Annotated in this window: 20 protein-coding genes and 1 pseudogene; 3 read left to right on the top strand and 18 right to left on the bottom strand. The window is 63.8% G+C overall.

From position 1 onward, the window contains the following. Nucleotides 1-55: 55 nt before the first annotated feature. The 15 genes from mdoH to hutC form a co-directional block, all read right to left on the bottom strand. Nucleotides 56-2,629, bottom strand: coding sequence for a glucans biosynthesis glucosyltransferase MdoH (gene mdoH / locus ACIQUS_RS02355; protein WP_403042370.1), 2,574 nt, complete (start codon nucleotides 2,627-2,629; stop codon nucleotides 56-58). Then, nucleotides 2,622-4,337 carry a glucan biosynthesis protein G gene (locus tag ACIQUS_RS02350; RefSeq protein WP_403042367.1) on the bottom strand — a complete coding sequence of 572 codons (1,716 nt, stop codon included), beginning with the start codon at nucleotides 4,335-4,337 and terminating at the stop codon, nucleotides 2,622-2,624. Before ACIQUS_RS02350 ends, mdoH begins: the two co-directional genes overlap by 8 nt. 261 nt (nucleotides 4,338-4,598) lie before the next feature. Further along, nucleotides 4,599-5,036: a D-aminoacyl-tRNA deacylase gene (gene dtd, locus ACIQUS_RS02345; RefSeq protein WP_403042364.1), complete on the bottom strand. Its 438-nt coding sequence runs from the start codon at nucleotides 5,034-5,036 to the stop codon at nucleotides 4,599-4,601. Then, nucleotides 5,033-6,004 (bottom strand): prolyl aminopeptidase, encoded by a 972-nt coding sequence (gene pip / locus ACIQUS_RS02340; protein WP_403042361.1) that lies wholly within the window; start codon nucleotides 6,002-6,004, stop codon nucleotides 5,033-5,035. The genes dtd and pip overlap by 4 nt, the downstream gene beginning before the upstream one ends. Nucleotides 6,005-6,164: 160 nt before the next feature. Then, entirely contained in the window at nucleotides 6,165-6,968 is an 804-nt protein-coding gene (gene hutG, locus ACIQUS_RS02335; protein WP_403042358.1) for an N-formylglutamate deformylase, read from the bottom strand. Nucleotides 6,969-6,978: 10 nt separating this feature from the next. Continuing rightward, nucleotides 6,979-8,184, bottom strand: a complete 1,206-nt coding sequence (hutI, locus tag ACIQUS_RS02330; protein ID WP_403042355.1) for an imidazolonepropionase — start codon at nucleotides 8,182-8,184, stop codon at nucleotides 6,979-6,981. A gap of 15 nt (nucleotides 8,185-8,199) precedes the next feature. Then, nucleotides 8,200-9,609 carry an amino acid permease gene (locus ACIQUS_RS02325; protein WP_403042352.1) on the bottom strand — a complete coding sequence of 470 codons (1,410 nt, stop codon included), beginning with the start codon at nucleotides 9,607-9,609 and terminating at the stop codon, nucleotides 8,200-8,202. 130 nt (nucleotides 9,610-9,739) lie between these two features. Continuing rightward, nucleotides 9,740-11,272 carry a histidine ammonia-lyase gene (gene hutH, locus ACIQUS_RS02320; protein ID WP_403042350.1) on the bottom strand — a complete coding sequence of 511 codons (1,533 nt, stop codon included), beginning with the start codon at nucleotides 11,270-11,272 and terminating at the stop codon, nucleotides 9,740-9,742. Between the two features lie 21 nt (nucleotides 11,273-11,293). Then, nucleotides 11,294-12,817: a histidine ammonia-lyase gene (hutH, locus tag ACIQUS_RS02315; RefSeq protein WP_403042347.1), complete on the bottom strand. Its 1,524-nt coding sequence runs from the start codon at nucleotides 12,815-12,817 to the stop codon at nucleotides 11,294-11,296. Nucleotides 12,818-12,825: 8 nt separating this feature from the next. After that, complete coding sequence (locus tag ACIQUS_RS02310) at nucleotides 12,826-13,653, bottom strand: glycine betaine/L-proline ABC transporter ATP-binding protein (RefSeq protein ID WP_403042345.1); 828 nt, start codon at nucleotides 13,651-13,653, stop codon at nucleotides 12,826-12,828. Beyond that, nucleotides 13,650-14,501, bottom strand: a complete 852-nt coding sequence (locus ACIQUS_RS02305) for an ABC transporter permease (protein WP_403042343.1) — start codon at nucleotides 14,499-14,501, stop codon at nucleotides 13,650-13,652. The genes ACIQUS_RS02310 and ACIQUS_RS02305 overlap by 4 nt, the downstream gene beginning before the upstream one ends. Nucleotides 14,502-14,531: 30 nt before the next feature. Further along, nucleotides 14,532-15,497, bottom strand: coding sequence for an ABC transporter substrate-binding protein (locus tag ACIQUS_RS02300; RefSeq protein ID WP_403042341.1), 966 nt, complete (start codon nucleotides 15,495-15,497; stop codon nucleotides 14,532-14,534). Nucleotides 15,498-15,632: 135 nt separating this feature from the next. Continuing rightward, entirely contained in the window at nucleotides 15,633-17,312 is a 1,680-nt protein-coding gene (gene hutU / locus ACIQUS_RS02295; protein ID WP_403042338.1) for a urocanate hydratase, read from the bottom strand. A gap of 312 nt (nucleotides 17,313-17,624) precedes the next feature. Beyond that, on the bottom strand, nucleotides 17,625-18,203 hold the full coding sequence (locus ACIQUS_RS02290; RefSeq protein ID WP_403042336.1) for a HutD family protein: 579 nt from the start codon (nucleotides 18,201-18,203) through the stop codon (nucleotides 17,625-17,627). Next, nucleotides 18,200-18,910, bottom strand: coding sequence for a histidine utilization repressor (gene hutC, locus ACIQUS_RS02285; protein WP_285863116.1), 711 nt, complete (start codon nucleotides 18,908-18,910; stop codon nucleotides 18,200-18,202). The genes ACIQUS_RS02290 and hutC overlap by 4 nt, the downstream gene beginning before the upstream one ends. Nucleotides 18,911-19,052: 142 nt before the next feature. Between hutC and ACIQUS_RS02280 the strand changes: the two genes are divergently transcribed. Next, on the top strand, nucleotides 19,053-20,417 hold the full coding sequence (locus tag ACIQUS_RS02280; RefSeq protein ID WP_403042333.1) for a formimidoylglutamate deiminase: 1,365 nt from the start codon (nucleotides 19,053-19,055) through the stop codon (nucleotides 20,415-20,417). A gap of 65 nt (nucleotides 20,418-20,482) precedes the next feature. Here the strand turns inward: ACIQUS_RS02280 and ACIQUS_RS02275 are convergent, their stop codons facing one another. Together ACIQUS_RS02275 and bamE are read right to left on the bottom strand one after the other, a co-directional pair. Next, nucleotides 20,483-21,058 (bottom strand): lipocalin family protein, encoded by a 576-nt coding sequence (locus ACIQUS_RS02275; protein ID WP_403042330.1) that lies wholly within the window; start codon nucleotides 21,056-21,058, stop codon nucleotides 20,483-20,485. After that, a complete protein-coding gene (bamE, locus tag ACIQUS_RS02270; RefSeq protein ID WP_403042328.1) occupies nucleotides 21,055-21,309 on the bottom strand; it encodes an outer membrane protein assembly factor BamE in 255 nt (84 codons plus the stop codon). Before bamE ends, ACIQUS_RS02275 begins: the two co-directional genes overlap by 4 nt. Nucleotides 21,310-21,544: 235 nt before the next feature. Here bamE and ACIQUS_RS02265 point away from each other — a divergent pair. Continuing rightward, a pseudogene (locus ACIQUS_RS02265) lies at nucleotides 21,545-22,582 on the top strand (cache domain-containing protein); the annotation flags it as partial. A gap of 54 nt (nucleotides 22,583-22,636) precedes the next feature. Then, nucleotides 22,637-23,437: a methyl-accepting chemotaxis protein gene (locus tag ACIQUS_RS02260; RefSeq protein ID WP_403043033.1), complete on the top strand. Its 801-nt coding sequence runs from the start codon at nucleotides 22,637-22,639 to the stop codon at nucleotides 23,435-23,437. 72 nt (nucleotides 23,438-23,509) lie between these two features. On the opposite strand, the gene ACIQUS_RS02255 is transcribed toward ACIQUS_RS02260, so the two are convergent. Beyond that, nucleotides 23,510-24,106, bottom strand: coding sequence for a DUF924 family protein (locus ACIQUS_RS02255; protein ID WP_403042324.1), 597 nt, complete (start codon nucleotides 24,104-24,106; stop codon nucleotides 23,510-23,512). Between the last annotated feature and the right edge of the window lie 2 nt (nucleotides 24,107-24,108).

The raw sequence follows: 24,108 nt of genomic DNA, 5'->3' as shown, positions 1-24,108 counted from the left end.
CGGCTCCCACAGTGGGAGCTGGCGTAGCCGGCGATGGCTTCAGCGGCCGATGCGATCAGGCACTGGCCAACGAAGGCTGTGCCACGGGCTCAGGATGCAATGGCAGCAACGGCGAGTGCGGATCGTTGGCAATCGATGCGCGCCAGACGCCCAGCCAGGCGTCGTTCTTCTCGTCCCACACACGGTTGTGCAGGCGCGCCAGGGCTACCGGGTCGCTGAGCAGGGCCAGGCGGGTGTTGCCATCCAGACCGGACGGCCCCAGGTCCAGGGCCTTGCCGATGCGCTCGGCACGCAGCGACTCGATCGGTGCGGCAACGCCATGACGGGCCGTGGCCAGGGCACAGGCCAGGGCGTTCTGCTGTGGATCGACCACGGCCCGGACGAAGCCGTCGTGCATGGCATGCCAACGGTTTTCGTGGGTGTACTGGTCGGTCGCCAGCAGCTCTTGGGGCGTTGCGTATTCCTCGGGGATCAGGAACAGGCTCTCGTCCTTGGCCCGCAGGCCCAGGTGCACCCGGCTGGAGATCACCGACACCGGGATCGACAGCATCAGCGAGCCAACGATCGGCACAAGCCACCACAGGAAGCTCGGGTTCAGCCACGCCACCAGCAGCGCCCAGGCCACACCCAGCAGGGTTTGCGGGCCATGGCGACGCACCGCTTCGCTCCACGGGGTGGAGTCGTCGTCACGCTGCGGCGAGTTCCAGGTCGCGGCCCAGCCCAGGAATGCAGCCAGGACGAAACGGGTGTGGAAGATCATCCGCACCGGCGCCAGCAGCATGGAGAACAGCATCTCCAGCAGCATCGACAGGGTCACCTTGAAGCGCCCGCCGAATTCCTTGGCACCCTTGGCCCAGATCAGGATGACGCTGAGCAGCTTGGGCAGGAACAGCAGCACGATGGTGGTGGAGAACAGCGCGATCGCCTTTTCCGGATGCCACTGCGGCCACAGCGGGTACAGCTGCCGTGGCTCGAGGAAGTACTGCGGCTCCATCAGGGTGTTGGTTGCCAGCAGCGCCGTCGACAGCACCAGGAAGAAGAACCACAGCGGCGCCGACAGGTAGGACATCACCCCGGTGAGGAACACCGCACGGTGTACCGGGTGCATGCCCTTGACCAGGAACAGGCGGAAGTTCATCAGGTTGCCGTGGCACCAGCGCCGGTCACGCTTGAGCTCGTCGAGCAGGTTCGGCGGCAGTTCTTCATAGCTGCCCGGCAGGTCGTAGGCAATCCAAACGCCCCAGCCGGCACGGCGCATCAGCGCAGCTTCGACGAAGTCGTGGGAGAGGATCGCACCGGCGAAGGCGCCCTTGCCCGGCAGCGGCGCCAGGGCGCAGTGCTCGATGAAGGGCTTCATGCGGATGATCGCGTTATGGCCCCAGTAGTGCGACTCGCCCAGCTGCCAGAAGTGCAGGCCGGCGGTGAACAGCGGGCCATAGACGCGGGTGGCGAACTGCTGCATGCGTGCATACAGGGTGTCCATGCCTGACGCCTTGGGCGCGGTCTGGATGATACCGGCGTCCGGGTTGGCCTCCATCAGGCGCACCAGGCTGGTCAGGCACTCGCCGCTCATCACGCTGTCGGCATCGAGCACCACCATGTAGCGGTAGTCACTGCCCCAGCGACGGCAGAAGTCGTCGAGGTTGCCGCTCTTGCGTTTGACCCGGCGGCGACGGCGACGGTAGAAGATCCGCCCGAAACCCTTGGCCTCGCGGCAGACCTCCAGCCAGGCCTGTTGCTCGGCCACGGCGATGTCGGTGTCGTTGGTGTCGCTGAGCACGAAGAAATCGAAGCGGTCCAGGTCACCGGTGGCAGCGACCGACTCGAAGGTCGCCCGCAGGCCGGCGAACACCCGGGGTACGTCTTCGTTGCAGATCGGCATGACGATAGCGGTCCGCGCACCGGCCTCGATCGGCTCGTTGCCGGCACTGCTGCCGGAGATGCGGTACTTGTCACGACCGGTCAACAGTTCGAGAAAGCCCATCAGCGCCGTCCAGAAACCGGCCGATACCCAGCAGAACAGGATGCCGAACAGGATCAGGATGCTGGTCTGCAGTGCATAGGGCCAGACTTGCGTGGCCGTCTGCAGCAGCGACTGGTGCATGACCTCGTCGAGGTCGACGAACGACCAGCCCTGGTACGGCAGGATGCCCTTCATGTACCAGCCGGCAACGATGGTCTGGCCGAGCATCAGCGCCAGCAGGATGTAGCGGCGCATGGAGCCGACCCAGCGCCAGCGTGCCTTGGGCAGCTCACGCTTGGCCGGCGCCGGGGCGTTGGTGCGCCCGGTCAGGCGGCGCCAGGCGCGGACCAGGATGTTGGTCCGCCAAGGCTCGGGGATAACCCGGGTGCGCTTGATCGGCGGCGTGGCCTTGAGGCACACGCGCCCACTGGCGTCGAGGCCGAGCATCTCGGCCTCTTCCATGTCGGCAGCACTGGTCAAGGTCAGGCGGCTGCCCACCGAGGCCTGGACGGCTTCGGCATCACGGACGGCCGGCTGCGACGACAGGCGCTGGTGCAGCTCGCTGAATGACTTGCAGCTGGCAAGTTCTGCCCGCTGCTCGTCGCTCAGTGGTAGGTGGGCCAGGTATTCGCCAAGCGATTCTGGCCGAGTTTGAGAGTTACTCATCGGCAGGCAACTGGTAGCTCCAGGTCTCGGTCAGCACCTGTTCGGTGGTGGCCGGTGCCCCGGTGGTGGACGCCGCATCGGCGGCAGGTTGCTCGGCAGGTTTCTCGGCCTTGGCTTGCTTGGCCGCTGCCTTGTCCTGTTTGGCAGGTTTTGCAGGCTTGGCCGGCTCGACCGGGACGTCACGCAGCAGCGCCGCGCGCATTTCCACGGACTTGCTCGGGTCCTTGACCTTCAACCGCAGGGTCAGGCGCCAGCCGTTGATCTCCGGATTGTAACGCAGGTTGTTTTCCACCAGTTCGGCGTTGTCGCCGACGCTGACCTGGCTACGCACCGCGGTGTCTTCCGGCAGGGCCTTGAGCACCGGGCCTTCGAAGTCGACCAGGAAGGCCACGCTGCCGTCTGGCTGGCGGATCAGGTTGGACTGCTTGACGTCACCGGTGGAACGCAGGGTCTGCTTGACCCAACCCAGCTTCGGCGAGTGGAACTCGGACTCGTCGATGGTCCAGTGCAGGCGGTAGGCGTATTCGAACGGGGTGCCAGGCTCCGGCAGCTTTTCAGGGCTCCAGAAGGCAACGATATTGTCGTTGGTTTCGTCGGCAGTCGGGATCTCGACCAGGTCGACAGTACCCTTGCCCCAGTCACCGACCGGCTCGATCCAGGCGCTTGGACGCTTCTGGTAGTTGTCATCGAGGTCTTCGAACTGGCTGAAGTCACGCTGACGCTGGAGCAGGCCGAAACCACGCGGGTTCTCGACGCTGAAGTTGCTCACGGCCAGGTGTTTCGGGTTGTTCAGCGGGCGCCACAGCCACTCGCCGTTGCCGGCGTGGATCGACAGGCCTTCGGAGTCGTGCAGGGCCGGGCGGTAGTTGAGCACCTTGGACGGCTGGTTGCCGCCGAACAGGAACATGCTGGTCAGCGGGGCGATGCCCAGGCGGCTGACGTGATCACGCAGGAACACCTTGGACTTGACGTCGACAATGGTGTCGCTGCCCGGACGCAGGGTCAGCTTGTAGGCGCCGGTGGAGCGTGGCGAATCGAGCAGCGCGTAGATCACCAGGTGCTTGTCGGTCGGCTTCGGATGCTCGACCCAGAACTCGGTGAAGCGCGGGAATTCTTCGCCCGACGGCAGTGCGGTGTCGATGGCCAGGCCACGGGCGGACAGGCCATAGACATGGCCCTTGCCGACCACGCGGAAATAGCTGGCGCCAAGCAGGGTCATGATTTCATCCTGCTTGTCGGCCTTGTTGATCGGGTACAGCACGCGGAAACCGGCATAGCCCAGGTTTTCGGTGGCCTTGGGGTCGAACTGCACAGTGCCGAAATCGAAGCGGCTCGGGTCGTACTTGATTTCCTTGACCGAGCTTGCGGTGATTTCGTTGATTTTCACCGGCGTGTCGAAATGCATGCCCTGATGATAGAAGGACAGCTTGAACGGAGTCTTCTCCTTGGCCCACTCGGCTTTTTCCGGCAGGAAACGGATCTGCTGGTAGTCGCCGTACTTCATGTCACGGAACACGGCCGGCAGATTGCTTTTCGGTGCTTCGTACTTTTGTCCGGCAAGATCCTTCGCCTTGGCCGCGACATCGTCAAGGTTGAACGCCCAGAGCTGGCCAGCGCTGAACAGGCCTACCAGCGTTGCGCCTGCCAACATGGCCTTGCGCAGCCGATTGCCAGGAGTTCTTGGTGCATTACAGGGACTTACAATCACGAGCAACCCTCGCCGAAAACAGATCAAAGAACCAACGGCCAGCGACATATGCCAGGTTGGCGAGCACTGTTCGGACTCCGAAAGGGCGCAATGATTCCCCAAACGGTTCCGGACAGTCTCAAGTCAGAGTGAAACGAACCCACGAACGCAGGTCCACATAGCGCGCGATTATCCAGCAGGGCGCGTTACAACGCATCAGGCCAAGCAAACTATTTATGCTACAAAACCCCTTGTTTTCCTGCAAACAGGGGTTTTTTGCCTTCAGATTTGTAACATAAATGTTACGGGGCCATCATTGACCAGGTGCACCTGCATGTCTGCACCAAATTGGCCACTGGCAACGGTGGCATGCCGGGCCTGCGCCTGCCCCAGCAGATAGTCGAACAGCACCTCGCCAAGCGCCGGCGGTGCCGCTGTGGAAAAGCTCGGGCGCAGGCCGCTTTGGGTGTCGGCGGCCAGGGTGAACTGCGAAACCAGCAGCAAACCGCCGTCAATGTCCTTGAGCGACAGGTTCATCTTGCCCTGGGGGTCGCTGAACACCCGGTAGTTGAGCAGCTTGTGCAGCAGCTTGTCGGCATGGACCTGGGTATCGCCAGGCTCGACCGCCACCAGTACCAGCAAGCCCTGGTCGATGGCGCCGACGGTCTGGCCGTCGACATCCACCCGTGCGCCACGCACCCGTTGCAACAGCCCCTTCATGCTTCTTCCAGGGGCAGGTCGAGCAGGCGGCGGGCCATCTGGTCGGCGGCACGCACCAAGGCATCGGTGATGCCCGGTTCGGACGCGGCATGGCCGGCATCGCGAATCACCTTCAGCTCACTGTTCGGCCAGGCCTGGTGCAGTTCCCAGGCGTTGTCCAGCGGGCAGATCACGTCGTAGCGGCCATGGACGATGACCGCCGGCAGGTGGGCGATCTTGGGCATGTCGCGGATCAACTGGTCCGGCTCGAGGAAGGCGTTGTTGGTGAAGTAGTGGCATTCGATACGGGCGATCGACAACGCGCGCTGTGGCTCGGAGAAACGATCGACCACCAGCGGGTTGGGACGCAGGGTCGCGGTGCGCCCTTCCCAGGTCGACCAGGCCTTGGCCGCATGCATCTGGGCGATCTGGTCGTTGCCGGTCAGGCGTTTGTGGAAGGCCTTGACCAGGTCACCGCGCTCTTCGACAGGAATCGGCGCGATGTAGTCCTGCCAGTAGTCCGGGAACATCCGGCTGGCCCCTTCCTGGTAGAACCATTCGATCTCTTGCGCACGGCACAGGAAGATGCCACGCAGGATCAGGCCATGGACACGCTCGGGGTGGGTCTGGGCGTAGGCCAGGGCCAGGGTCGAGCCCCAGGAGCCGCCGAACAGCAGCCACTTGTCGATGCCCAGGTGCTTGCGGATGCGCTCCAGGTCTTCGACCAGGTGCCAGGTGGTGTTGTTCTCCAGGCTGGCATGGGGGGTCGAACGACCGCAGCCGCGCTGGTCGAAGGTAATGATCCGGTACAGGTTGGGATCGAAGTAGCAGCGGCTCTGGGCATCGCAGCCGGCGCCCGGGCCACCATGGATGAACACCACCGGCAGACCTTCCGGCGAACCGCTCTCGTCGACATACAGCACATGCGGTGCTTCCACGGCCAGATCGTGCCGGGCGTAGGGTTTGATCTGCGGGTACAAGGTCTGCATTACGCACTCCGTGTGGGGAATTATTCTGCCGTTGGGCATCATAAACCTGAATTGCGCTTTGAGCATGTACCTGTGATGGCTTTGGGGCCTCATCGCGGGTCAAGCCCGCTCCTACAGTTCTGTGGGAGCGGGCTTGACCCGCGATGCAGGCACCGCGAAATCAGCGTGAATAGTGCTCCTTGCCCCAGGCCAGCACCGTCTCCAGCAATTGCTTCAACACCACCTGGGTTGGCTCAGCCAGGTCCTCGCGATACGCGAACGGCTCGACCTCCTCCATATAAGTGCTCTGCGCCAGCTCCAGCTGTACCGCATGGATGTGGTTGGCCGGATCACCATAGTGGCGGGTGATATGCCCACCCTTGAAGCGACCATTGAGTACATGGCTGTACTGGTCAGATTCTGCACACACGCCTTGCAGCCGCTCAGCCAGTTGAGGATCACAACTGGCGCCATTGAAGGTGCCGAGGTTGAAGTCCGGCAGCTTGCCCTCGAACAGGTGCGGGATATGCGAGCGGATCGAGTGGGCGTCCCACAGCAAGGCATAACCGAACTGCTCGCGCAGGCGCGCCAGCTCGCGACGGATCGTGTCGTGGTACGGCCGCCAGATCTTTTCCAGGTACTCGGCACGCTCTTCGGGAGAAGGCTCCTTGCCCGCTTCGAACAACGGCTCGCCCTCGAACAGGGTAGCCGGATACAGGCCGGTGGTGGCGCCGGCATACAGGGGCTTGTCGTCGTCCGGGCGGTTCAGGTCGATGACAAAGCGCGAGTACTCGGCCGCGACCACACTGGCCCCCAGCTCGCGGGCAAAATCGTACAGGCGCGGAATGTGCCAGTCGGTATCGGGCAGGCTGCGCGCCTGCTCGACCAGCCCGGCCTTGACCACCGGGCTCAGCTGCAGGCCGGCGTGCGGCATGCTGATCAGCAGCGGCAGGCTGCCCTGGTGAAAACTCAGTACCTTGTCCATAGGCCCTCCCTCAATTGAAAATTTCACGGCCCAGGCGCACCACCCGCTTGGGCAGGTCACCTCCCAGCCAGTAGCACAGGTCGGCAGGGCGCTCGATCTGCCAGGCGACGAAGTCCGCCACCTTGCCCACCTCCAGCGACCCATGACTGTCACCCAGGCCCAGGGCGGTGGCCGCATGCTGGGTCACACCGGCCAGCGCTTCTTCCGGGGTCATGCGGAACAGGGTACAGGCCATGTTCAGCATCAGGCGCAACGACAACGCCGGCGAGGTGCCGGGGTTGAGGTCGGTGGCGATGGCGATCTTCACCCCATGCTTGCGCAGGGCATCCATCGGTGGCAACTGGGTTTCACGCAAAAAGTAGAACGCACCCGGCAACAGCACAGCGACCGTGCCGGAGGCGGCCATGGCGATGGCGTCGTCCTCGGTCATGAACTCCAGGTGATCGGCCGACAACGCGTGATAACGCGCCGCGAGGCTGGAGCCGGCCAGCGACGACAACTGCTCGGCATGCAGTTTCACCGGCAGGCCCAGGGCCTTGGCCTTGATGAACACCCGCTCGACCTGGGCCGGGGAAAAGGCCAGGTATTCGCAGAAGGCGTCGACCGCATCGACCAGTCCCTCGGCCGCCAGGGCAGGCAACATCTCGTCGCAGATGTGGCTGATGTAGTCGTCGGCGCGATCCTTGTATTCAGGCGGCAAGGCGTGCGCCGCCAGGCAGGTGCTGCGCACGGTCAGTGGCAGCTCCTCGCCCAGGCGGCGGATCACCTTGAGCAGCTTGCGCTCGCTGGAAAGGTCCAGGCCGTAGCCGGACTTGATCTCCAGGGTGGTCACGCCGTCGCGCATCAAGGCCTGGACCCGCTGGCGGGCGCTGGCGAACAGCTCGTCCTCGCTGGCCGCGCGGGTGGCCCGCACGGTACTGGCGATACCGCCGCCCTGGGCGGCGATCTCGGCATAGCTGACCCCTTGCAGGCGCTGCTCGAATTCACCGCTGCGATTGCCGCCGAACACCGCGTGGGTGTGGCAGTCGACCAGCCCCGGCGTGACCCAGGCGCCGCCCAGGTCCACCGTTCTGTCAGCGCTGATGGCCGGCAGCGACTGGCGCGGACCAATCCACTCGATATGCCCGGCGCTGGTGACAATCGCCGCGTCTTCGATGATCGAGTAAGTGCCTTGGGCCATGCTCGCCACATGGCAATGCTGCCAGAGGGTTTTCATGCAATGTCTCCGTTGTTAGCGGTGAAGTTGGGAAGGATCCTGGGCCAGCGGCGCTTCGCCCTGCCCTGCCCGCGGCTTGCACCACAGCAGGTAGGAGGCGACCAGGAACAGCACCCAGACCACGCCGACCAGCAGCGCTGCCTGAGTATCAGGGAAATAGCCGAGCACGCCGAACACGAACAGCATGAAGGCAATTGCCGCAGCCGGTCCGTAGGGCCAGAACGGCACCGGGAACTTGAGCTGGGCCACTTCTTCACGGCTCATGCTGCGACGCATGGCGACCTGGGTCACCAGGATCATCAGCCAGACCCAGACGGTGGCAAACGTAGCGATCGAGGCGATCAGCAGGAACACGTTTTCCGGGATCAAGTAGTTGAGCACCACGCCACCGAGCAAGGCGGCGCCCATGACCAACACCGTCATCCACGGCACGCCGTGACGGGAGATCTTGGCAAAGCCCTTGGGCGCATGACCTTGCTGGGCCAGGCCATACATCATGCGTCCGGCACCGAAGATATCGCTGTTGATCGCCGACACTGCCGCCGAGATCACTACGATGTTCAGCACGGTCGCCGCCGAACCGATACCCAGGTTACTGAAGATCTGCACGAACGGGCTGCCCTGGCTGCCGATCTGCGGCCAGGGGTACAGGCACATCAGCACGAACAGGGTCAGCACATAGAACAGCAGGATGCGCATCGGTACGGCGTTGATGGCCTTGGGCAGCACGCGCTGCGGGTCCTTGGCTTCACCGGCGGTGATGCCGATGATCTCGATGCCGCCGAAGGCGAACATCACCACGGCGAACGAGGCGATCAGGCCACCGATGCCGTTGGGCAGGAAGCCGCCATGGGCCACCAGGTTGCTGACGCCCACTGCGTTGTCGGCGCCGGCAGTGCTCAGGCCGAAAATCATGATGCCGAAGCCGGCCAGGATCATCGCCACGATGGCGCCGACCTTGAGCAGCGACAGCCAGAACTCCATCTCGCCGAACACCTTGACGTTGCACAGGTTCAGCCCGCCGATCAGGAAGACGATACCCAGCACCCAGATCCAGCGGGCCACCTCCGGAAACCAGAAGCCCATATAGATGCCGAAGGCGGTCACGTCGGCCAGGCAGACGATGATCATTTCAAAGGCATAGGTCCAGCCCAGGATGAAGCCGGACATCGGCCCCAAGTAGGTGCTGGCGTACTGGCCGAAGGAGCCGGCCACCGGGTTGTGCACGGCCATTTCGCCCAGGGCGCGCATGACCATGAAAACTGCCGCGCCGCCGATCAGGTAGGCCAGCAGCACTGCGGGACCAGCCATCTGGATGGCCGAGGCGGAGCCATAGAACAGACCGGTGCCGATGGCCGAACCGAGGGCCATGAAGCGAATGTGCCGGGCTGTCAGGCCGCGTTTGAGGCCTTGAGCTTCTTGCATGTCACGTCCTTATTTTTGTTCTGGTCGTGAGAAGGATCGGGCTGTTTCGTCAACCATCGCGGGGCAAGCCCGCTCCTACAGTAGGAGCGGGCTTGCCCCGCGATCGGATCACGCAACGGCCCCGGGGGCATTACAGGCTAGGCAGGACCTGAGCCGGCAGCAGGCCGGTCAGTTGGCCTTCGGCCAGCAGAACGATGGCCGCCTCGATGTCCGGTGCGAAGAAGCGGTCCTTCTCGTAAGGCGCGACCTTGCCACGCAGGATCTCACGGGCCTTTTCCAGTTTCGGCGAGGTCTTCAGGCCTTCACGCAGGTCCAGGCCCTGGCAGGCACCCAGCCATTCCACAGCGAGCACGCCACGGGTGTTTTCAGCCATTTCCCACAGGCGCTTGCCGGCGGCCGGCGCCATCGACACGTGGTCTTCCTGGTTGGCCGAGGTCGGCAGGCTGTCGACGCTGTGCGGGTGCGCCAGGGCCTTGTTCTCGCTGGCCAGGGCGGCAGCGGTGACCTGGGCGATCATGAAGCCGGAGTTGACCCCGCCATTGGCCACCAGGAACGGCGGCAGCTGGGACATGTGCTTGTCCATCATCAGCGAGATGCGACGCTCGCTCAGCGAGCCGATCTCGGCAATGGCCAGGGCCATGTTGTCGGCGGCCATGGCCACTGGCTCTGCGTGGAAGTTGCCACCGGAGATCACGTCACCTTCGTTGGCGAATACCAGCGGGTTGTCGGACACGGCGTTGGCTTCGATCGCCAGCACTTCGGCGGCCTGGCGGAACTGGGTCAGGCAGGCGCCCATGACCTGTGGCTGGCAGCGCAGCGAGTACGGGTCCTGGACCTTGCCGCAGTTTTCGTGGGAAGCGGAAATCTCGCTGCCGTCACCGAGCAGGTCACGGTAGCAGGCGGCGACATCGATCTGCCCACGCTGGCCACGGGCGGCATGGATACGGGCATCGAACGGCGAGCGCGAGCCGAGCACGGCTTCAACGGTCAAGGCACCGATCGAGGCGGCAGCGGCGAACAGGTCCTCGCCTTCGAACAGGCCGCGCAAGGCATAGGCGGTGGACGCCTGGGTGCCGTTGAGCAGGGCCAGACCTTCCTTGGCCGCCAGCGTCAGCGGCTCCAGGCCTGCGACCGCCAGGGCTTCGGTGGCCGACAGCCACTGGCCTTTGTGGCGCGCTTTGCCTTCACCCAGCAATACCAGCGACATGTGCGCCAGCGGTGCCAGGTCGCCGGAAGCGCCTACCGAGCCTTTGAGGGGAATGTGCGGGTAGACCTCGGCGTTGACCAGGGCGATCAGCGCGTCGATGACCTTGCGACGGATCCCGGAGAAGCCACGGCTCAGGCTGTTGACCTTGAGCACCATGATCAGGCGCACCATGGCATCGTCGAGCGGCACGCCGACACCGGCGGCGTGGGACAGCACCAGCGAACGCTGCAGGTTTTCCAGGTCGTGGCTGGCGATGCGGGTCGACGCCAGCAGACCGAAGCCGGTGTTGATGCCGTAGGCGGTACGGTTTTCCGCGAGGATCTGCTCGACGCAGGCAACGCTGGCGTCGATCTGTGCGTTGGCGCTGGCGTCCAGGGTCAGGCGTACGGGCTGACGGTAGATGCTGCGCAGTTGGGCCAGGGTCAGTTGCCCGGGAACCAGATTGAATGCGTTCATGCTTTTACTCCTTGTCGTTATTCAGTGCAGCGTCGTCAGTACGCGCTGAAGCAGTTGCGGTTGTTTGAGCAGCTCGGCGGCACGGGCGATGTCCGGTGCCAGCCAGCGGTCTTCCAGATAGGCCGGTACCGCTTCGCGCAGCAGTTGCCACGCCGCATCGGTACCGGCGCCGAAACGCTGGGTCTTGAGGAATTCAAAGGCCTGGGCCGCCAGCAGGTACTCGATGGCCAGTACCTGCGTGCAGTTCTCCAGCACCTGATGCAGCTTCAGGGCGGCATTGGTGCCCAGGCTCAGGTGGTCTTCCTGCAGACCCGAGGTAACGTAGTTGTCCAGCACCGCCGGCTGCGCCAGCTGGCGGTTCTGTGCACACAGCGAGGCGGCGACGTACTGGGCGATCATCATTCCCGAGTTGACCCCGGGGTTGCTGACCAGGAACGCCGGCAGGCCGCTGACGTGCGGGTTGACCAGACGGTCCAGGCGCCGCTCGGCGATCGAACCGATCTCGGCCATGGCAATGGCCAGGAGGTCGGCGGCCATGGCCACCGACTGTCCGTGCGGGTTGGCCTGGGACATTACCCGGAAGTTGTCCGGTGTACCCAGCAGCAACGGGTTGTCGTTGGCGCCGTTGAGCTCGGCCTCGATCTGCCGCGCCGCATGGGCCAGTTGATCACGGGCAGCGCCATGTACCTGAGGGATCGAGCGGATGCTCAGGGCGTCCTGGGTGCGGATACCCTTGCTCGCGGCGATCACTTCACTGCCATCGAGCAGTGCGCGCAGGTTCTCGCCGACCACCTGCATGCCGGGGTGTGGCTTGAGCGCGATGATCTCGGCATCGAACGCCGCGATCTGCCCACGCAGGGCCTCGAAGCTCATGGCACCGATCACGTCGGCCCAGTGCAGCAGACGGGTGGCATCGTCCAGCGCCAGGCTGGCAAGACCGGTCATGCACGGTGTGCCGTTGACCAGGCACAGCCCGTCCTTGGCCCCCAGTTGCACCGGTTCCAGGTCTTCGGCGGCCAGGGCCTGGGCAGCGTCGACGATCTGGCCCCGGTAGCTGACCTTGCCGACGCCCAGCAGGCACACGCCGACATGGGCCATGTGGGTCAGGTAGCCCACCGAACCCTGGGACGGCACTTGCGGGGTGATGCCGCGGTTGAGCAGTGCCAGCAGCGCGGCGACCACACCGCGCTGGATCCCGGACTTGCCATGGCTGTAGTTGGCAATCGCCGCGCAAATGATGGCCCGGGTCTGCTCATCGGGTAGCGCAGGGCCGACTCCGCAGGCGTGGCTGAGCAAGGTGTTGCGCGACAGCGCGGCAAGCTGTTCGCCTTGCAGCGAAACGTTGCACAGCGCACCCAGGCCGGTGTTCACGCCGTAGGCACGCTCACCGCTTTCGACGATATGACGGACGATGGCCTGGGCATTGTCGATGCGCGCCCACACCAGCGGCGCCAGCTCCAGGCGCGCGCCACGGCGGGCGACGGCGGCGATGTCCTGCCAACGCAACGGCGCGTCGGCAATAACGATGGTTTCAACTTGCGACATGGCCAACCTCAGACTGTTGCCGCACGGCGTTGAACGAAACGGTCGACATACTCGTCGGCCGGCGAATGCAGGATCTCTCTCGGCGTACCGACCTGGATCAGGCGACCATCCTTGAGGATGGCGATGCGGTTACCGATGCGCACGGCTTCATCGAGGTCATGGGTGATGAACACGATGGTCTTGTGCAGGGTCTTCTGCAGCTCCAGCAACTGGTCCTGCATCTCGGCGCGGATCAGCGGGTCCAGGGCACTGAAGGCTTCGTCCATGAGGATGATGTCGGTGTCCGCCGCCAGGGCGCGGGCCAGGCCGACACGCTGACGCATGCCGCCGGACAGCTGGTGCGGGTACTTCTTCTCGTAGCCCTTCAGGCCCACGGTGTTGATCCAGTGCTGGGCACGCTCTGCGCACAGCTCCTTGCTCTCGCCGCGCACCTTCAGGCCGTAGGCGACGTTGTCCAGCACATTGCGGTGCGGCAGCAGGCCGAAGCTCTGGAACACCATGCTGATCTTGCGCCGGCGGAAGTTGCGCAGGGCTTCCATGTCGTATTGCAGGATGTCTTCGCCATCGACCAGGATCGCGCCGCTGGTGGGGTCGATCAGGCGGTTGAAGTGACGCACCAGGGTCGACTTGCCAGAGCCGGACAGGCCCATGATCACGAAGATCTCGCCGCTACCGATCGACAGCGACAGGTCGTTGACCCCAACCACGCAGCCGGTCTCGGCCAGTACCTGCTCCTTGCTGCGCTTTTGCTGGATCAGTTGCAGGGCCTCGTCGGCCCGGTTGCCGAAGATCTTGAAGACGTTCTTCACTTCGATCTTGCTGACCTGCGTGTTCATTTGCTCACCTCATGCCGTGGCCGACCGTAGGCCTGGGTAATGCGGTCGATCACTACCGCGAGAATCACGATGGCCAGGCCCGCTTCCAGGCCGCGACCGACGTTCAGGGTCTGAATACCGATCAGCACGTCCTCACCCAGGCCACGGGCACCGATCATCGAGGCGATCACCACCATCGACAGGGCCATCATGGTGGTCTGGTTGATGCCGGCCATGATGCTCGGCAGGGCCAGCGGCAGTTGCACGCCGAACAGTTGCTGCCAGCGGTTGGCGCCGAAGGCGTTGATCGCTTCCATGACTTCGCCGTCCACCTGGCGAATCCCAAGGTCGGTCAGGCGAATCAGCGGCGGTGCGGCATAAATCACGGTGGCGAAGATCGCCGGCACCTTACCCAGGCCGAACAGCATCAGCACCGGAATCAGGTACACGAAGCTGGGCATGGTCTGCATGATGTCGAGCATCGGCATCAGCACCGCACGCAGGCGGTTGCTGCGGGCCGAGAGGATCCCCAGGGGAATGCCCACCAGCACCGAGATCAGCGTTGCCACCAGCATCAGCGCCAGGGTCTGCATCAGCTTGTCCCACAGGCCGACCGCGCCGACCAGGAACAGCAGGCCGACGATGACCACGGTTGGCAGGATCCGCCGGGTAGCGTGCCAGGCAATCACCGCCACCAGGCCCAGCATCAGCCACCAGGGCGTTGCCCGTAGCAGGCCTTCGAGGTTGACGATGGCCCAGAGCAGGGTGTCGGAGATGTGCCGGAACACATCGCCGTAGTTGGTCACCAGCGCATCGACCCAGCCATTGACCCAGTCAGCGATGGAGAAGGTAAAGTTTTCGGGAAACATAGGGTTCACTCGTCAGGTCGAAGTGAGCGCTCAGAGCGCCGCATTGATCTTCTTGGCAGCGTCTTCACTGACCCATGCCTGCCAGACTTCAGGATGTTCCTTGAGGAAGATCTTGGCCAGTGCCGGCGATTCGATGCGATCCTTGGCCATGCGGGCCAGGTTCTGGTTGAGCAGATCGATCGGCATGTTGACCTTCTCCAACACCGCGACCAGCTCTGGCGCCTCGTCGTGGAAGGTCTTGGACAGACCGACCTTGATCGACACGCTGTTGTCCACGCCAGGTTTCTCTTCCAGCTTGACCAGGTCGACCTGGCCCATCAGCGGGGTGGGCGACCAGTAGTAGAACAGGATCGGCTCGCCGCGCTTGTAGCTCGACAATACTGCAGCATCCAGCGCCGGGCCGGTGCCCGGGCGGAAGTTGGTGAATTTGTCTTCCAGGCCGTAGTCCTTGAGCATGCGGCTGTTGTCCAGCTCGCAGGTCCAGCCGGCCGGGCAGTTGTAGAAACGACCTTTGCCGGGCTCTTCCGGATCACGGAAGACTTCGGCGTATTTGCCCAGGTCAGCAATACCCTTGAGCTCAGGCGCCTTGGCCTCGAGCTTGCGCTTGGCATCGCCTTCGATCACGTAACGCGGCACATACCAGCCCTCGGCCGCACCGACCACGGGCGAACCGACGCCAACCACCTTGCCGGCCGCCTCGGCTTTCTTCCAGACCTCACTGCGACCTACCCACTCTTCGGCGAAGACCTGGATATCGTTGGTACCCAGGGCGTTCTCCATGGTGATGGAGTTGCCCGGCAGGCTGTCGGTCTTGCAGCCGTAGCCCTTGTCCAACACAAACTGCATCACGTCGGTCAGCAACATGCCGCTTTCCCAGTTCAACCCGGCGAATTTCACCGGCTTGCCGGATTCACACCAGGTGGCCGCCTGGGCACCGGCGCTGCCGAGCAGGCCGACGGCGAACAGCGACGCGAGCAGGGTCTTGGTCATTTTCATCAGGTGACGCTCCCAAACATGAAAGTGGATATCGGCAGTCCAGTGGCAAACGCGGCCGTGCGTGCGATCGTCCCTTTTCCCTGAAACGATGTCGGTGGCCGGGGGCCGTCTTGCCGCCCCCGGTCCCGACGCAGATCAGCCGGTGATCATCGGCAGGTTCAGGCCCTGCTCTTTGGCACAGTCGATGGCGATCTGGTAACCGGCATCGGCGTGACGCATCACGCCAGTTCCCGGGTCGTTGGTCAGTACGCGGGCGATACGCTCGGCAGCCTCGTCGGTACCGTCACAGACGATAACCATGCCCGAATGTTGGGAGAAGCCCATGCCGACGCCACCGCCGTGGTGCAGGGAAACCCAGGTCGCACCGCTGGCGGTATTGAGCAGGGCGTTGAGCAGTGGCCAGTCGGAAACGGCGTCGGAACCATCACGCATGGCTTCGGTTTCGCGGTTCGGGCTGGACACCGAGCCGGAGTCCAGGTGGTCACGACCAATGACGATCGGCGCCGACAGCTCGCCGCGACGGACCATTTCGTTGAATGCCAGGCCCAGCTTGGCGCGCAGGCCCAGGCCAACCCAGCAGATACGTGCTGGCAGACCCTGGAAGCTGATGCGCTCGCGGGCCATGTCCAGCCAGTTATGCAGGTGGGCGTCGTCCGGGATCAGTTCCTTGACCTTGGCATCGGTCTTGTAGATGTCTTCGGCATTACCCGACAGTGCCGCCCAGCGGAACGGACCGATACCCCGGCAGAACAGCGGACGGATGTAGGCCGGTACGAAGCCCGGGAAGTCGAAAGCGTTGCTCACGCCCTCTTCCTTGGCCATCTGGCGGATGTTGTTGCCGTAGTCGAAGGTCGGGATGCCCTGCTTCTGGAACTCGAGCATGGCCTTGACGTGCACGGCCATCGATTGCTTGGCGGCCTTGACCACCGCAGCCGGTTCGGTCTGGGCGCGGTCGCGGTACTGTTCCCAGGTCCAGCCGGCTGGCAGGTAGCCGTTGAGCGGGTCGTGGGCGCTGGTCTGGTCGGTGACCATGTCCGGGCGCACGCCACGCTTGATCAGCTCAGGCAGGATTTCGGCAGCGTTGCCCAGCAGGGCGACGGAGATGGCTTTGCCTTCGGCGGTGTACTTGGCGATACGCGCCAGGGCGTCGTCCAGGTCCTTGGCCTGCTCGTCGACGTAGCGGCTGCTCAGGCGGAAGTCGATGCGGCTCTGTTGGCACTCGATGTTCAGCGAGCAGGCGCCGGCCAGGGTGGCGGCCAGTGGCTGGGCGCCGCCCATGCCGCCCAGGCCCGCGGTCAGTACCCACTTGCCCTTGAGGTCGCCGTTGTAGTGCTGACGGCCAGCTTCAACGAAGGTTTCGTAGGTGCCCTGGACGATGCCCTGGCTACCGATGTAGATCCAGCTGCCGGCGGTCATCTGGCCGTACATGGCCAGGCCCTTGGCATCCAGTTCGTTGAAGTGCTCCCAGTTGGCCCAGTGCGGCACCAGGTTGGAGTTGGCGATCAGCACGCGCGGGGCGTTGGCGTGGGTCTTGAACACGCCGACCGGCTTGCCCGACTGTACCAGCAGGGTTTCGTCGTCATTCAGGTTGGTCAGGCTTTCGACGATCTTGTCGTAGCAGGCCCAGTTGCGCGCGGCACGGCCGATGCCACCGTAGACCACCAGCTCTTTCGGGTTCTCTGCCACTTCCGGGTCGAGGTTGTTCATCAGCATGCGCAGCGGCGCTTCGGTCAGCCAGCTCTTCGCAGTCAGCTTGTTACCGCGCGGGGCGCGGATTTCGACGTCACGGAATTTGTTCAGGTTGTTGTCAGTCACGAAAAGGGCTCCTCAAGCGATCGATTCAAACCCGACCCGGCAGGGGTCATAGGGCGGCTTCAACAGCGCAGAAGGGATGGCCTGTCCACTTATACGCACACATCTTTACTTGTACATACAAGCATATGCAATTGAGCGGCCAAGTTGCCTATACAACCTGGAAGAAAAACCTGACTGATGAGTCTCGGCCAGGAAAATCAAGGCGTTGAGGGTTTCGAAAAGTGTTCGGAGGGTGTCGCGGGGAAGGGAGACAACCAAGGCGGCATTGCGCCACCTTGGGGCATTCGGTAACAGGGTGTGGCAAAAAGTGCGTTACCGGGAAACGTCTGACAGTTCGATGACGCAGCAACGACCAGTGGTTTCCAGCTCGAGCAGGTCCTGGTTGCCGGTCAGCTGGACACAGTCATAGAGGCCCAACTCCTGTTGTGGATGGCCGCTGACGCCCAGGGTCAACTCACCTTGCGCACTGAACAGCAACACGGTGTCGGCGCAACTGAACAACCGGGTCGGCTCGCTGAACCACTGCAGGCGCGCGCGGTAACGGTGCGGCGCATAGATCAGGTTGAAATCACGAATGTCCCCACCCAGCAAACGGCAGCTGACCTGGCTTTCACCGTTAAAGGCAAAGGCATCGAAAGGCAGCAGCGGTCGGGTCGCTTGGCCATCGACCTGCAACTGCATGCCCTCGCCCTGCAGCACAGTGATGATCCGCTGGTAGCCGGCGAAACTGGAGAATCCGCCCGACTCGGCAATGTCGGCGATCGACAGGCGCCAGCCGAAGCCCTCCAGGCCCTCACCGCCATCGCGGGTGATTTCTTCGGTGCTGCCGCCGCCGTTCTTCCAGGGCATGCGGGGATAGTCTTTGGCGCGTAATACCTGCAACTGGCTCATTTGCTGAAGCGTCCTTCAAGACGATGACGGGAACCGGGATGAATCAGACGAGCGGCGGTTACCGGCTGACGCCCCGACCAGGTGCGGCGGCGGATCAGCAGGCACGGCTCGCCCTCTTCGATTTGCAGCAGGCGGCACTCCTCAGGCTCCGCGAGAATCGCTTCGACCACGTGCTCGCCTTCGGTCAGCGGTGCGACCTGGGACAGATAGGCGTAGGGCGTCTGCCGGGTGAAGTCCTGCTTGAGATAGTCAGGGGCGATCTGCGCGTTGACGAAGCGATCTTCGATCTGCACGGCAATGCCGTTTTCGTAATGCACGATCAACGAATGAAACACCCGCTGGCCTTCGCGCATGTCCAGGGCCAGGGCGCGCTCGGAACCGGCGGCCTCTTCGGCCAGGGTGATCACCTGGCAGGTGTGCTGGTGGCCGCGGGCAGCGATTTCGTCGGCAATGTTGTTGACCTCGAACAGCGCCGAACGGGTCTTGGGCTCGGCGACGAAAGTGCCGACACCCTGCATGCGCACCAGCAACCCCTCGGCGGTCAGTTCACGCAGGGCGCGGTTGATGGTCATACGGCTGAAGCCCAATTGGCTGACCAACTCGCTTTCCGACGGCACGCGATGGTGCGGCGGCCAGCTGCCGTTCTGGATCTGCAGGGCGATCATCTGTTTGACCCGGGCATACAGCGGCGCCGGCCCCTCGCCCATCTGGGCAACCAGCGCGGAGACAGGAGGTGTCGGCACGGTAAATGTCCTTTTCGGTTGAATGAACGGTAGCTTGCCGGAGTTTACCCAGCAGGCAAACGTCTGTATATGTATATACAAATAACCACAATGAGGTGCCGTGTCGATGTCCGTCTTCTTTGCCGAACGTGCGTTGCTCCCTGGCGGCTGGGCCGAAAACGTCCGAATCGAGGTCGGCGCCGATGGCTTGCTGGCCAGCGTCCAGGCTGGCGGCTCGGCCGCAGGCGCCGAGCGCCTGGCCGGCCCGCTGCTGCCGGGCATGCCCAACCTGCACTCGCACGCCTTCCAGCGCGCCATGGCGGGGCTTGCGGAAGTGGCGGGCAATCCCAACGACAGTTTCTGGACCTGGCGTGAACTGATGTACCGCCTGGTCGGCAAGATCAGCCCCGATCAGTTGCAGGTCATCGCCCGGCAGCTGTACATCGAAATGCTCAAGGCCGGCTACACCTCGGTCGCCGAATTCCATTACGTGCACCACGACACCCAGGGCAAGGCCTATGCCGATCCTGCCGAACTGTCGTTGCGCATCAGCCAGGCGGCCCGCGCCAGCGGTATCGGCCTGACCCTGTTGCCAGTGCTGTACAGCCACGCAGGCTTCGGCGGCCAGGCACCGAACGACGGCCAGCGGCGCTTTATCAACAGCACCGAGCAGTACCTCAAGCTTGCGCAGCGGCTGGCGCCAGTGCTGGCCGAGCAGCCTGCCCAGCAACTGGGGCTGTGCTTCCACTCGCTGCGCGCCGTCACGCCAGAGCAGATCGCCCAGGTCATGGCCGCCAGCGACAAGACCTGCCCGGTGCATATCCACATTGCCGAACAGCAAAAGGAAGTCGACGACTGCCTGGCCTGGAGTGGGCGCCGGCCGCTGCAATGGCTGTATGAAAATACCGAAGTCGATCAACGCTGGTGCCTGGTGCACGCCACCCACGCCGAACCCGACGAAGTCACCCTGATGGCCCGCAGCGGTGCGATTGCCGGCCTGTGCCTGACCACCGAAGCCAACCTCGGAGACGGCATCTTCCCGGCCGTGGATTACCTGGCCCAGGGCGGTCGCCTGGGGATCGGCTCGGACAGCCATGTGTCGCTGAGCGTGGTCGAGGAACTGCGCTGGCTGGAGTACGGCCAACGCCTGCGCGACCAGCGGCGCAACCGCCTGTATGGCAGCGACCAGCCGATGGTCGGACGCACGTTGTACGACGCAGCCCTGAGCGGCGGCGCCCAGGCGCTGGGGCAAGCCATTGGCGAACTCAGCGTAGGCAAGCGCGCGGACTGGCTGGTGCTTGACGGCAACGACCCGTACCTGGCCACCGCCAGCGACGATGGCATTCTCAACCGCTGGCTGTTTGCCGGCAGCGATCGCCAGGTGCGCGATGTGATGGTCAACGGCCAGTGGGTGGTGCGCCAGGGGCGCCATGGCGCCGAGGAAGAAAGCGCGCAGGCGTTTGCCGGCGTGCTACGCGAACTGCTGGGCTGAGCTATCGCGGGGCAAGCCCGCTCCCACATAAAGGTGTGGGAGCGGGCTTGCCCCGCGATGGACCCTCAAGGCTTGTGGGCCGCCATGTCCTTGTCCGCCACGCGCCAGATCAGGCGGGTGGTGTCATATCCCTGCTGCCGCGCCTTGGCCAGCAGGCTTTCGCGCTCGAGCGCCGGAATCGCCGGCTTGCGCGACAGAATCCACAGGTACTTGCGATCCGGGTTGCCCACCAGCGCCGTCTGGTAGTCGTCGCCAATGTACAACACCCAGTAGTCACCCTTGACGCCCCCCGGCACGACCTTCGAGAACCAGGAGTCGAACTCCACCCACAGCTTGTCGGTCTTGCCCGGCACCTGCGGTGTCGCGATGCCGCTGACTTCCTGCCACTCGCCCTCGCGGGTCAGGCATCGGTTGAGCACCCCGACCGTGCCATCGGACTTGAGGTTGTAGTGCGCCTCGGACTGGGCGCAATCGCGCTGGAAGTACATCGGCAGGCGCGCCAGTTCGAACCACTTGCCCTGGTAACGCTTGAGGTCGACCTTCTCGACTGTCTTGGGCGGTACCGGCCCCGTGCCCGAGTTGGCACAGCCACCCAGGATCAGGCCGGCACACAGCGCCAGCAACAGGTGCATGCGTTTCATTTGAGTCCCTGCCCGGAATACATCAATACCTTGTCGGCGGCGTATTGCACGCTGATGAAGGCCTTCTCGTCACCCCAGGTGCAGCTGGACATGCCCAGGGCGCCGGAGCATTCCTTGGGGCTGCCGAGCAACTGCTCGACCTCGGCCTTGGTCATGCCGGTCTTGATGTGAGAGTAGTTTTCCTGGTTGATCTTGTTGCACGCAGTCAGAAACACGCACAAGGACAGCAGGGCGAGGGAACGCAACGACATGAAAGGTCACTCCTGGACATGAGGGCGCAGGCGCAGTGGCCTACCGACAGCTTAGAAGGGGAAAACCGCCGCAGGTTCCCCACCCATCGGCCTTTCCTTGCTCCAGATCCCTGCCTTTGGTCGTATAGATCGCTATCGGATTAATCTTTTGCCCACAGCGGACGACACAGGAATGCGCTGCGACCGATTGCCGCGCCCTCCTCCGTAGACCCGCCTTGTGCAGACAGACCCCGCAATGACAAAAAACCTGAAGTTCAGCCACAAGATCCTGCTCGCCGCCGCCCTGGTGGTCGCTGTCGCCTTCACCTGTTTCATCCTGTTCAATGACTATCGCCAGCGCCAGACGCTGCTGGCCAACACCGAATCCTCGATGCAGGAACTCGGCAGCCTGACCAGCAACAACATCCAGACCTGGCTGCAAAGCCGCATCCAGATCCTGCAGTCGCTGTCCCAGCAGGTCGCCGTCGATGGCGCCAGCAAGGACAGCCTGACCCGCAGCCTCAACCTGCCGGTATACGGCGGCAACTTCCTGCTGACCTACTTTGGCGGCCAGGACGGCGCCATGCAGTCGGTACCGCAAGGCAACCGCGCCGCCGACTACGACCCGCGCGTGCGTGGCTGGTACAAGGCGGCCAGCAGCGCCGGCCAGACCATCGTTACCGAACCCTACATCTCGGTCTCGGCGAACAAGCTGGTCATCACCCTGGCGACCCCGGTGCAGCACCAGGGTCGCCTGATCGGCGTCAGCGGTGCCGACACCGACCTGGACAGCATCAGCGCGATCATCAACGCACTGAACTTCGACGGTCACGGCCAGGCCTTCATCGTCAATGGCGACGGCAAGATCCTGGTGCACCCGGATGCCAAGCTGGTGCTCAAGCATCTCAACGAAGCCTATCCACAAGACACCCCGCGAATCGGCAGTGGACTCAAGGAAGCCGAGGTCGATGGCCGCAAGCAGTTCATCACCTTCACCAAGGTCAACGGCGTCCCTTCGGCCGACTGGTACGTCGCCCTGGTGCTCGACCAGGACTTCGCCTTCGCCATGCTCAGCGAACTGCGCACCTCGGCCATTGTTGCCACGGTGATTGCGGTGCTGATCATCATCGCCCTGCTCGGTGTGCTGATCCGCGTGTTGATGGAGCCGCTGCACGTCATGGGCCGGGCCATGCACGATATCGCCGAGGGCGAAGGCGACCTCACCCGCCGCCTGCGCATCCATGCCCAGGATGAGTTCGGCAGTCTCGGCCAGTCGTTCAACCGTTTCGTCGAACGTATCCACGAGTCGATCCGCGAAGTAGCCTCGGCCAGCGGCCAGGTCAACGAAGTGGCCCTGCGCGTGGTGAGCGCCTCCAATGCCTCGATCCACAACGCCGACCAACAGGCGAGTCGCACCAGCAGCGTCGCTGCGGCAATCAACCAGTTGGGCGCCGCCGCCCAGGAAATCGCCCAGAACGCCGCCCTCGCCTCCCAGCACTCCAGCGATGCCCGCAACCTGGCTGCCGATGGCCAGCAGGTGGTCGAACAGACCATCGAGGTGATGAACCATCTGTCGGCAAAGATCAGCGATTCGTGTGGCAACATCGAAACCCTGAACGCCAACACGGTGAACATCGGCCAGATCCTCGAAGTGATCAGTGGCATCTCCCAGCAGACCAACCTGTTGGCGCTCAACGCCGCCATCGAGGCCGCCCGGGCCGGCGAGGCCGGACGCGGGTTTGCGGTGGTTGCCGATGAAGTGCGCAACCTCGCCCACCGCACCCAGGACTCGGCGCAGCAGGTACAGCGCATTATCGAGGAGCTACAGGCAGGTGCCCGCGTGGCGGTCAGCACCATGACCGAAAGCCAGAGCCACAGCCAGCACAGCGTCGGCATTGCCAACCAGGCCGGTGAACGCCTGGGCAGCGTGACCCAGCGCATCGGCGAGATCGACGGCATGAATCAGTCGGTCGCCACCGCCACCGAAGAGCAGACCGCCGTGGTCGAGTCGATCAATGTCGACATCACTGAGATCAATACGCTGAATCAGGAAGGGGTGGAGAACCTGCAGGCAACCTTGCGGGCCTGCAACGACCTGGAGAATCAGGTCGAGCGGTTGAAGCACTTGGTGGGTAGTTTCAGGATTTGATTCGGCCCTGAAGGCCTCATCGCTGGCGATGCCAGCTCCCACAATGTGGGAGCCGGCAAGCCGATCACAGTCTCAGAACCGGGAACCCGGCTCCAGCAGAAAATCCATTTCTTCATCGGTACTCGGCCGATTCAGAACCAGATTGCGGTGCGGGAAGCGGCCAAAGCGGGCGATCACCCGCTGGTGCTGCTCGGCGTAATCAAGAAAGCCTTCGAACAGGCGGCGCGACTGCTCCGGCTGCTCGTCCAGCAATTCCTGGTAGCGCTCGACACTCAGGTTTTGCCAGTCCAACACTTCGGCATGCTCCAGCGCCAGCAGGATGAACACCCGCTGGATTGGCAGCAGCTGGAAGTCCCACTTCTTTTGCAGGCCCTGCATCACCACCACCTGAGCCCGCCGGTCGCCGTCGAAGGCGTGCGGCGTGTCGCGGTGGATCATGCGCGGCAACTGATCAAGCAGCAGCACCAGCCCCAGCCAGCCCTGAGGGCATTGCTGCCACTCATCCAGACCTCCGGCCAGGGCTTGCTCCATCAATTCGCCGAACATCGCCTGCGCCTCGGCATCATGGTGCTTGCCGAACCATAGCGTGCTCTTCTCGTCAGCGACGTCCTGGGGGCTGGTGCCCCATCCGAACCACCACTCCAGTAACGGCTGCCAAGGTGCGAGCATGA

It is taken from the genome of Pseudomonas sp. NPDC090755 (genome assembly GCF_044769005.1).
Classification (GTDB): Bacteria; Pseudomonadota; Gammaproteobacteria; order Pseudomonadales; family Pseudomonadaceae; genus Aquipseudomonas.
Note: the sequence above shows the minus strand (reverse complement) of the source record. Positions and strands in the feature narration are given on the sequence as shown.

What these genes read in the sequence shown, in the direction of transcription:
- ACIQUS_RS02325 (WP_403042352.1), bottom strand. Translation starts at nt 9,609, where the DNA reads ATGCAAGAAGCTCAAGGCCTCAAACGCGGCCTGACAGCCCGGCACATT.
- hutH (WP_403042350.1), bottom strand. Translation starts at nt 11,272, where the DNA reads ATGAACGCATTCAATCTGGTTCCCGGGCAACTGACCCTGGCCCAACTG.
- ACIQUS_RS02255 (WP_403042324.1), bottom strand. Translation starts at nt 24,106, where the DNA reads ATGCTCGCACCTTGGCAGCCGTTACTGGAGTGGTGGTTCGGATGGGGC.
- hutI (WP_403042355.1), bottom strand. Translation starts at nt 8,184, where the DNA reads ATGAAAACCCTCTGGCAGCATTGCCATGTGGCGAGCATGGCCCAAGGC.
- ACIQUS_RS02300 (WP_403042341.1), bottom strand. Translation starts at nt 15,497, where the DNA reads ATGAAAATGACCAAGACCCTGCTCGCGTCGCTGTTCGCCGTCGGCCTG.
- ACIQUS_RS02290 (WP_403042336.1), bottom strand. Translation starts at nt 18,203, where the DNA reads ATGAGCCAGTTGCAGGTATTACGCGCCAAAGACTATCCCCGCATGCCC.
- ACIQUS_RS02275 (WP_403042330.1), bottom strand. Translation starts at nt 21,058, where the DNA reads ATGAAACGCATGCACCTGTTGCTGGCGCTGTGTGCCGGCCTGATCCTG.
- dtd (WP_403042364.1), bottom strand. Translation starts at nt 5,036, where the DNA reads ATGAAGGGGCTGTTGCAACGGGTGCGTGGCGCACGGGTGGATGTCGAC.
- hutH (WP_403042347.1), bottom strand. Translation starts at nt 12,817, where the DNA reads ATGTCGCAAGTTGAAACCATCGTTATTGCCGACGCGCCGTTGCGTTGG.
- pip (WP_403042361.1), bottom strand. Translation starts at nt 6,004, where the DNA reads ATGCAGACCTTGTACCCGCAGATCAAACCCTACGCCCGGCACGATCTG.
- hutG (WP_403042358.1), bottom strand. Translation starts at nt 6,968, where the DNA reads ATGGACAAGGTACTGAGTTTTCACCAGGGCAGCCTGCCGCTGCTGATC.
- hutC (WP_285863116.1), bottom strand. Translation starts at nt 18,910, where the DNA reads ATGGGCGAGGGGCCGGCGCCGCTGTATGCCCGGGTCAAACAGATGATC.
- bamE (WP_403042328.1), bottom strand. Translation starts at nt 21,309, where the DNA reads ATGTCGTTGCGTTCCCTCGCCCTGCTGTCCTTGTGCGTGTTTCTGACT.
- ACIQUS_RS02305 (WP_403042343.1), bottom strand. Translation starts at nt 14,501, where the DNA reads ATGTTTCCCGAAAACTTTACCTTCTCCATCGCTGACTGGGTCAATGGC.
- ACIQUS_RS02280 (WP_403042333.1), top strand. Translation starts at nt 19,053, where the DNA reads ATGTCCGTCTTCTTTGCCGAACGTGCGTTGCTCCCTGGCGGCTGGGCC.
- mdoH (WP_403042370.1), bottom strand. Translation starts at nt 2,629, where the DNA reads ATGAGTAACTCTCAAACTCGGCCAGAATCGCTTGGCGAATACCTGGCC.
- ACIQUS_RS02310 (WP_403042345.1), bottom strand. Translation starts at nt 13,653, where the DNA reads ATGAACACGCAGGTCAGCAAGATCGAAGTGAAGAACGTCTTCAAGATC.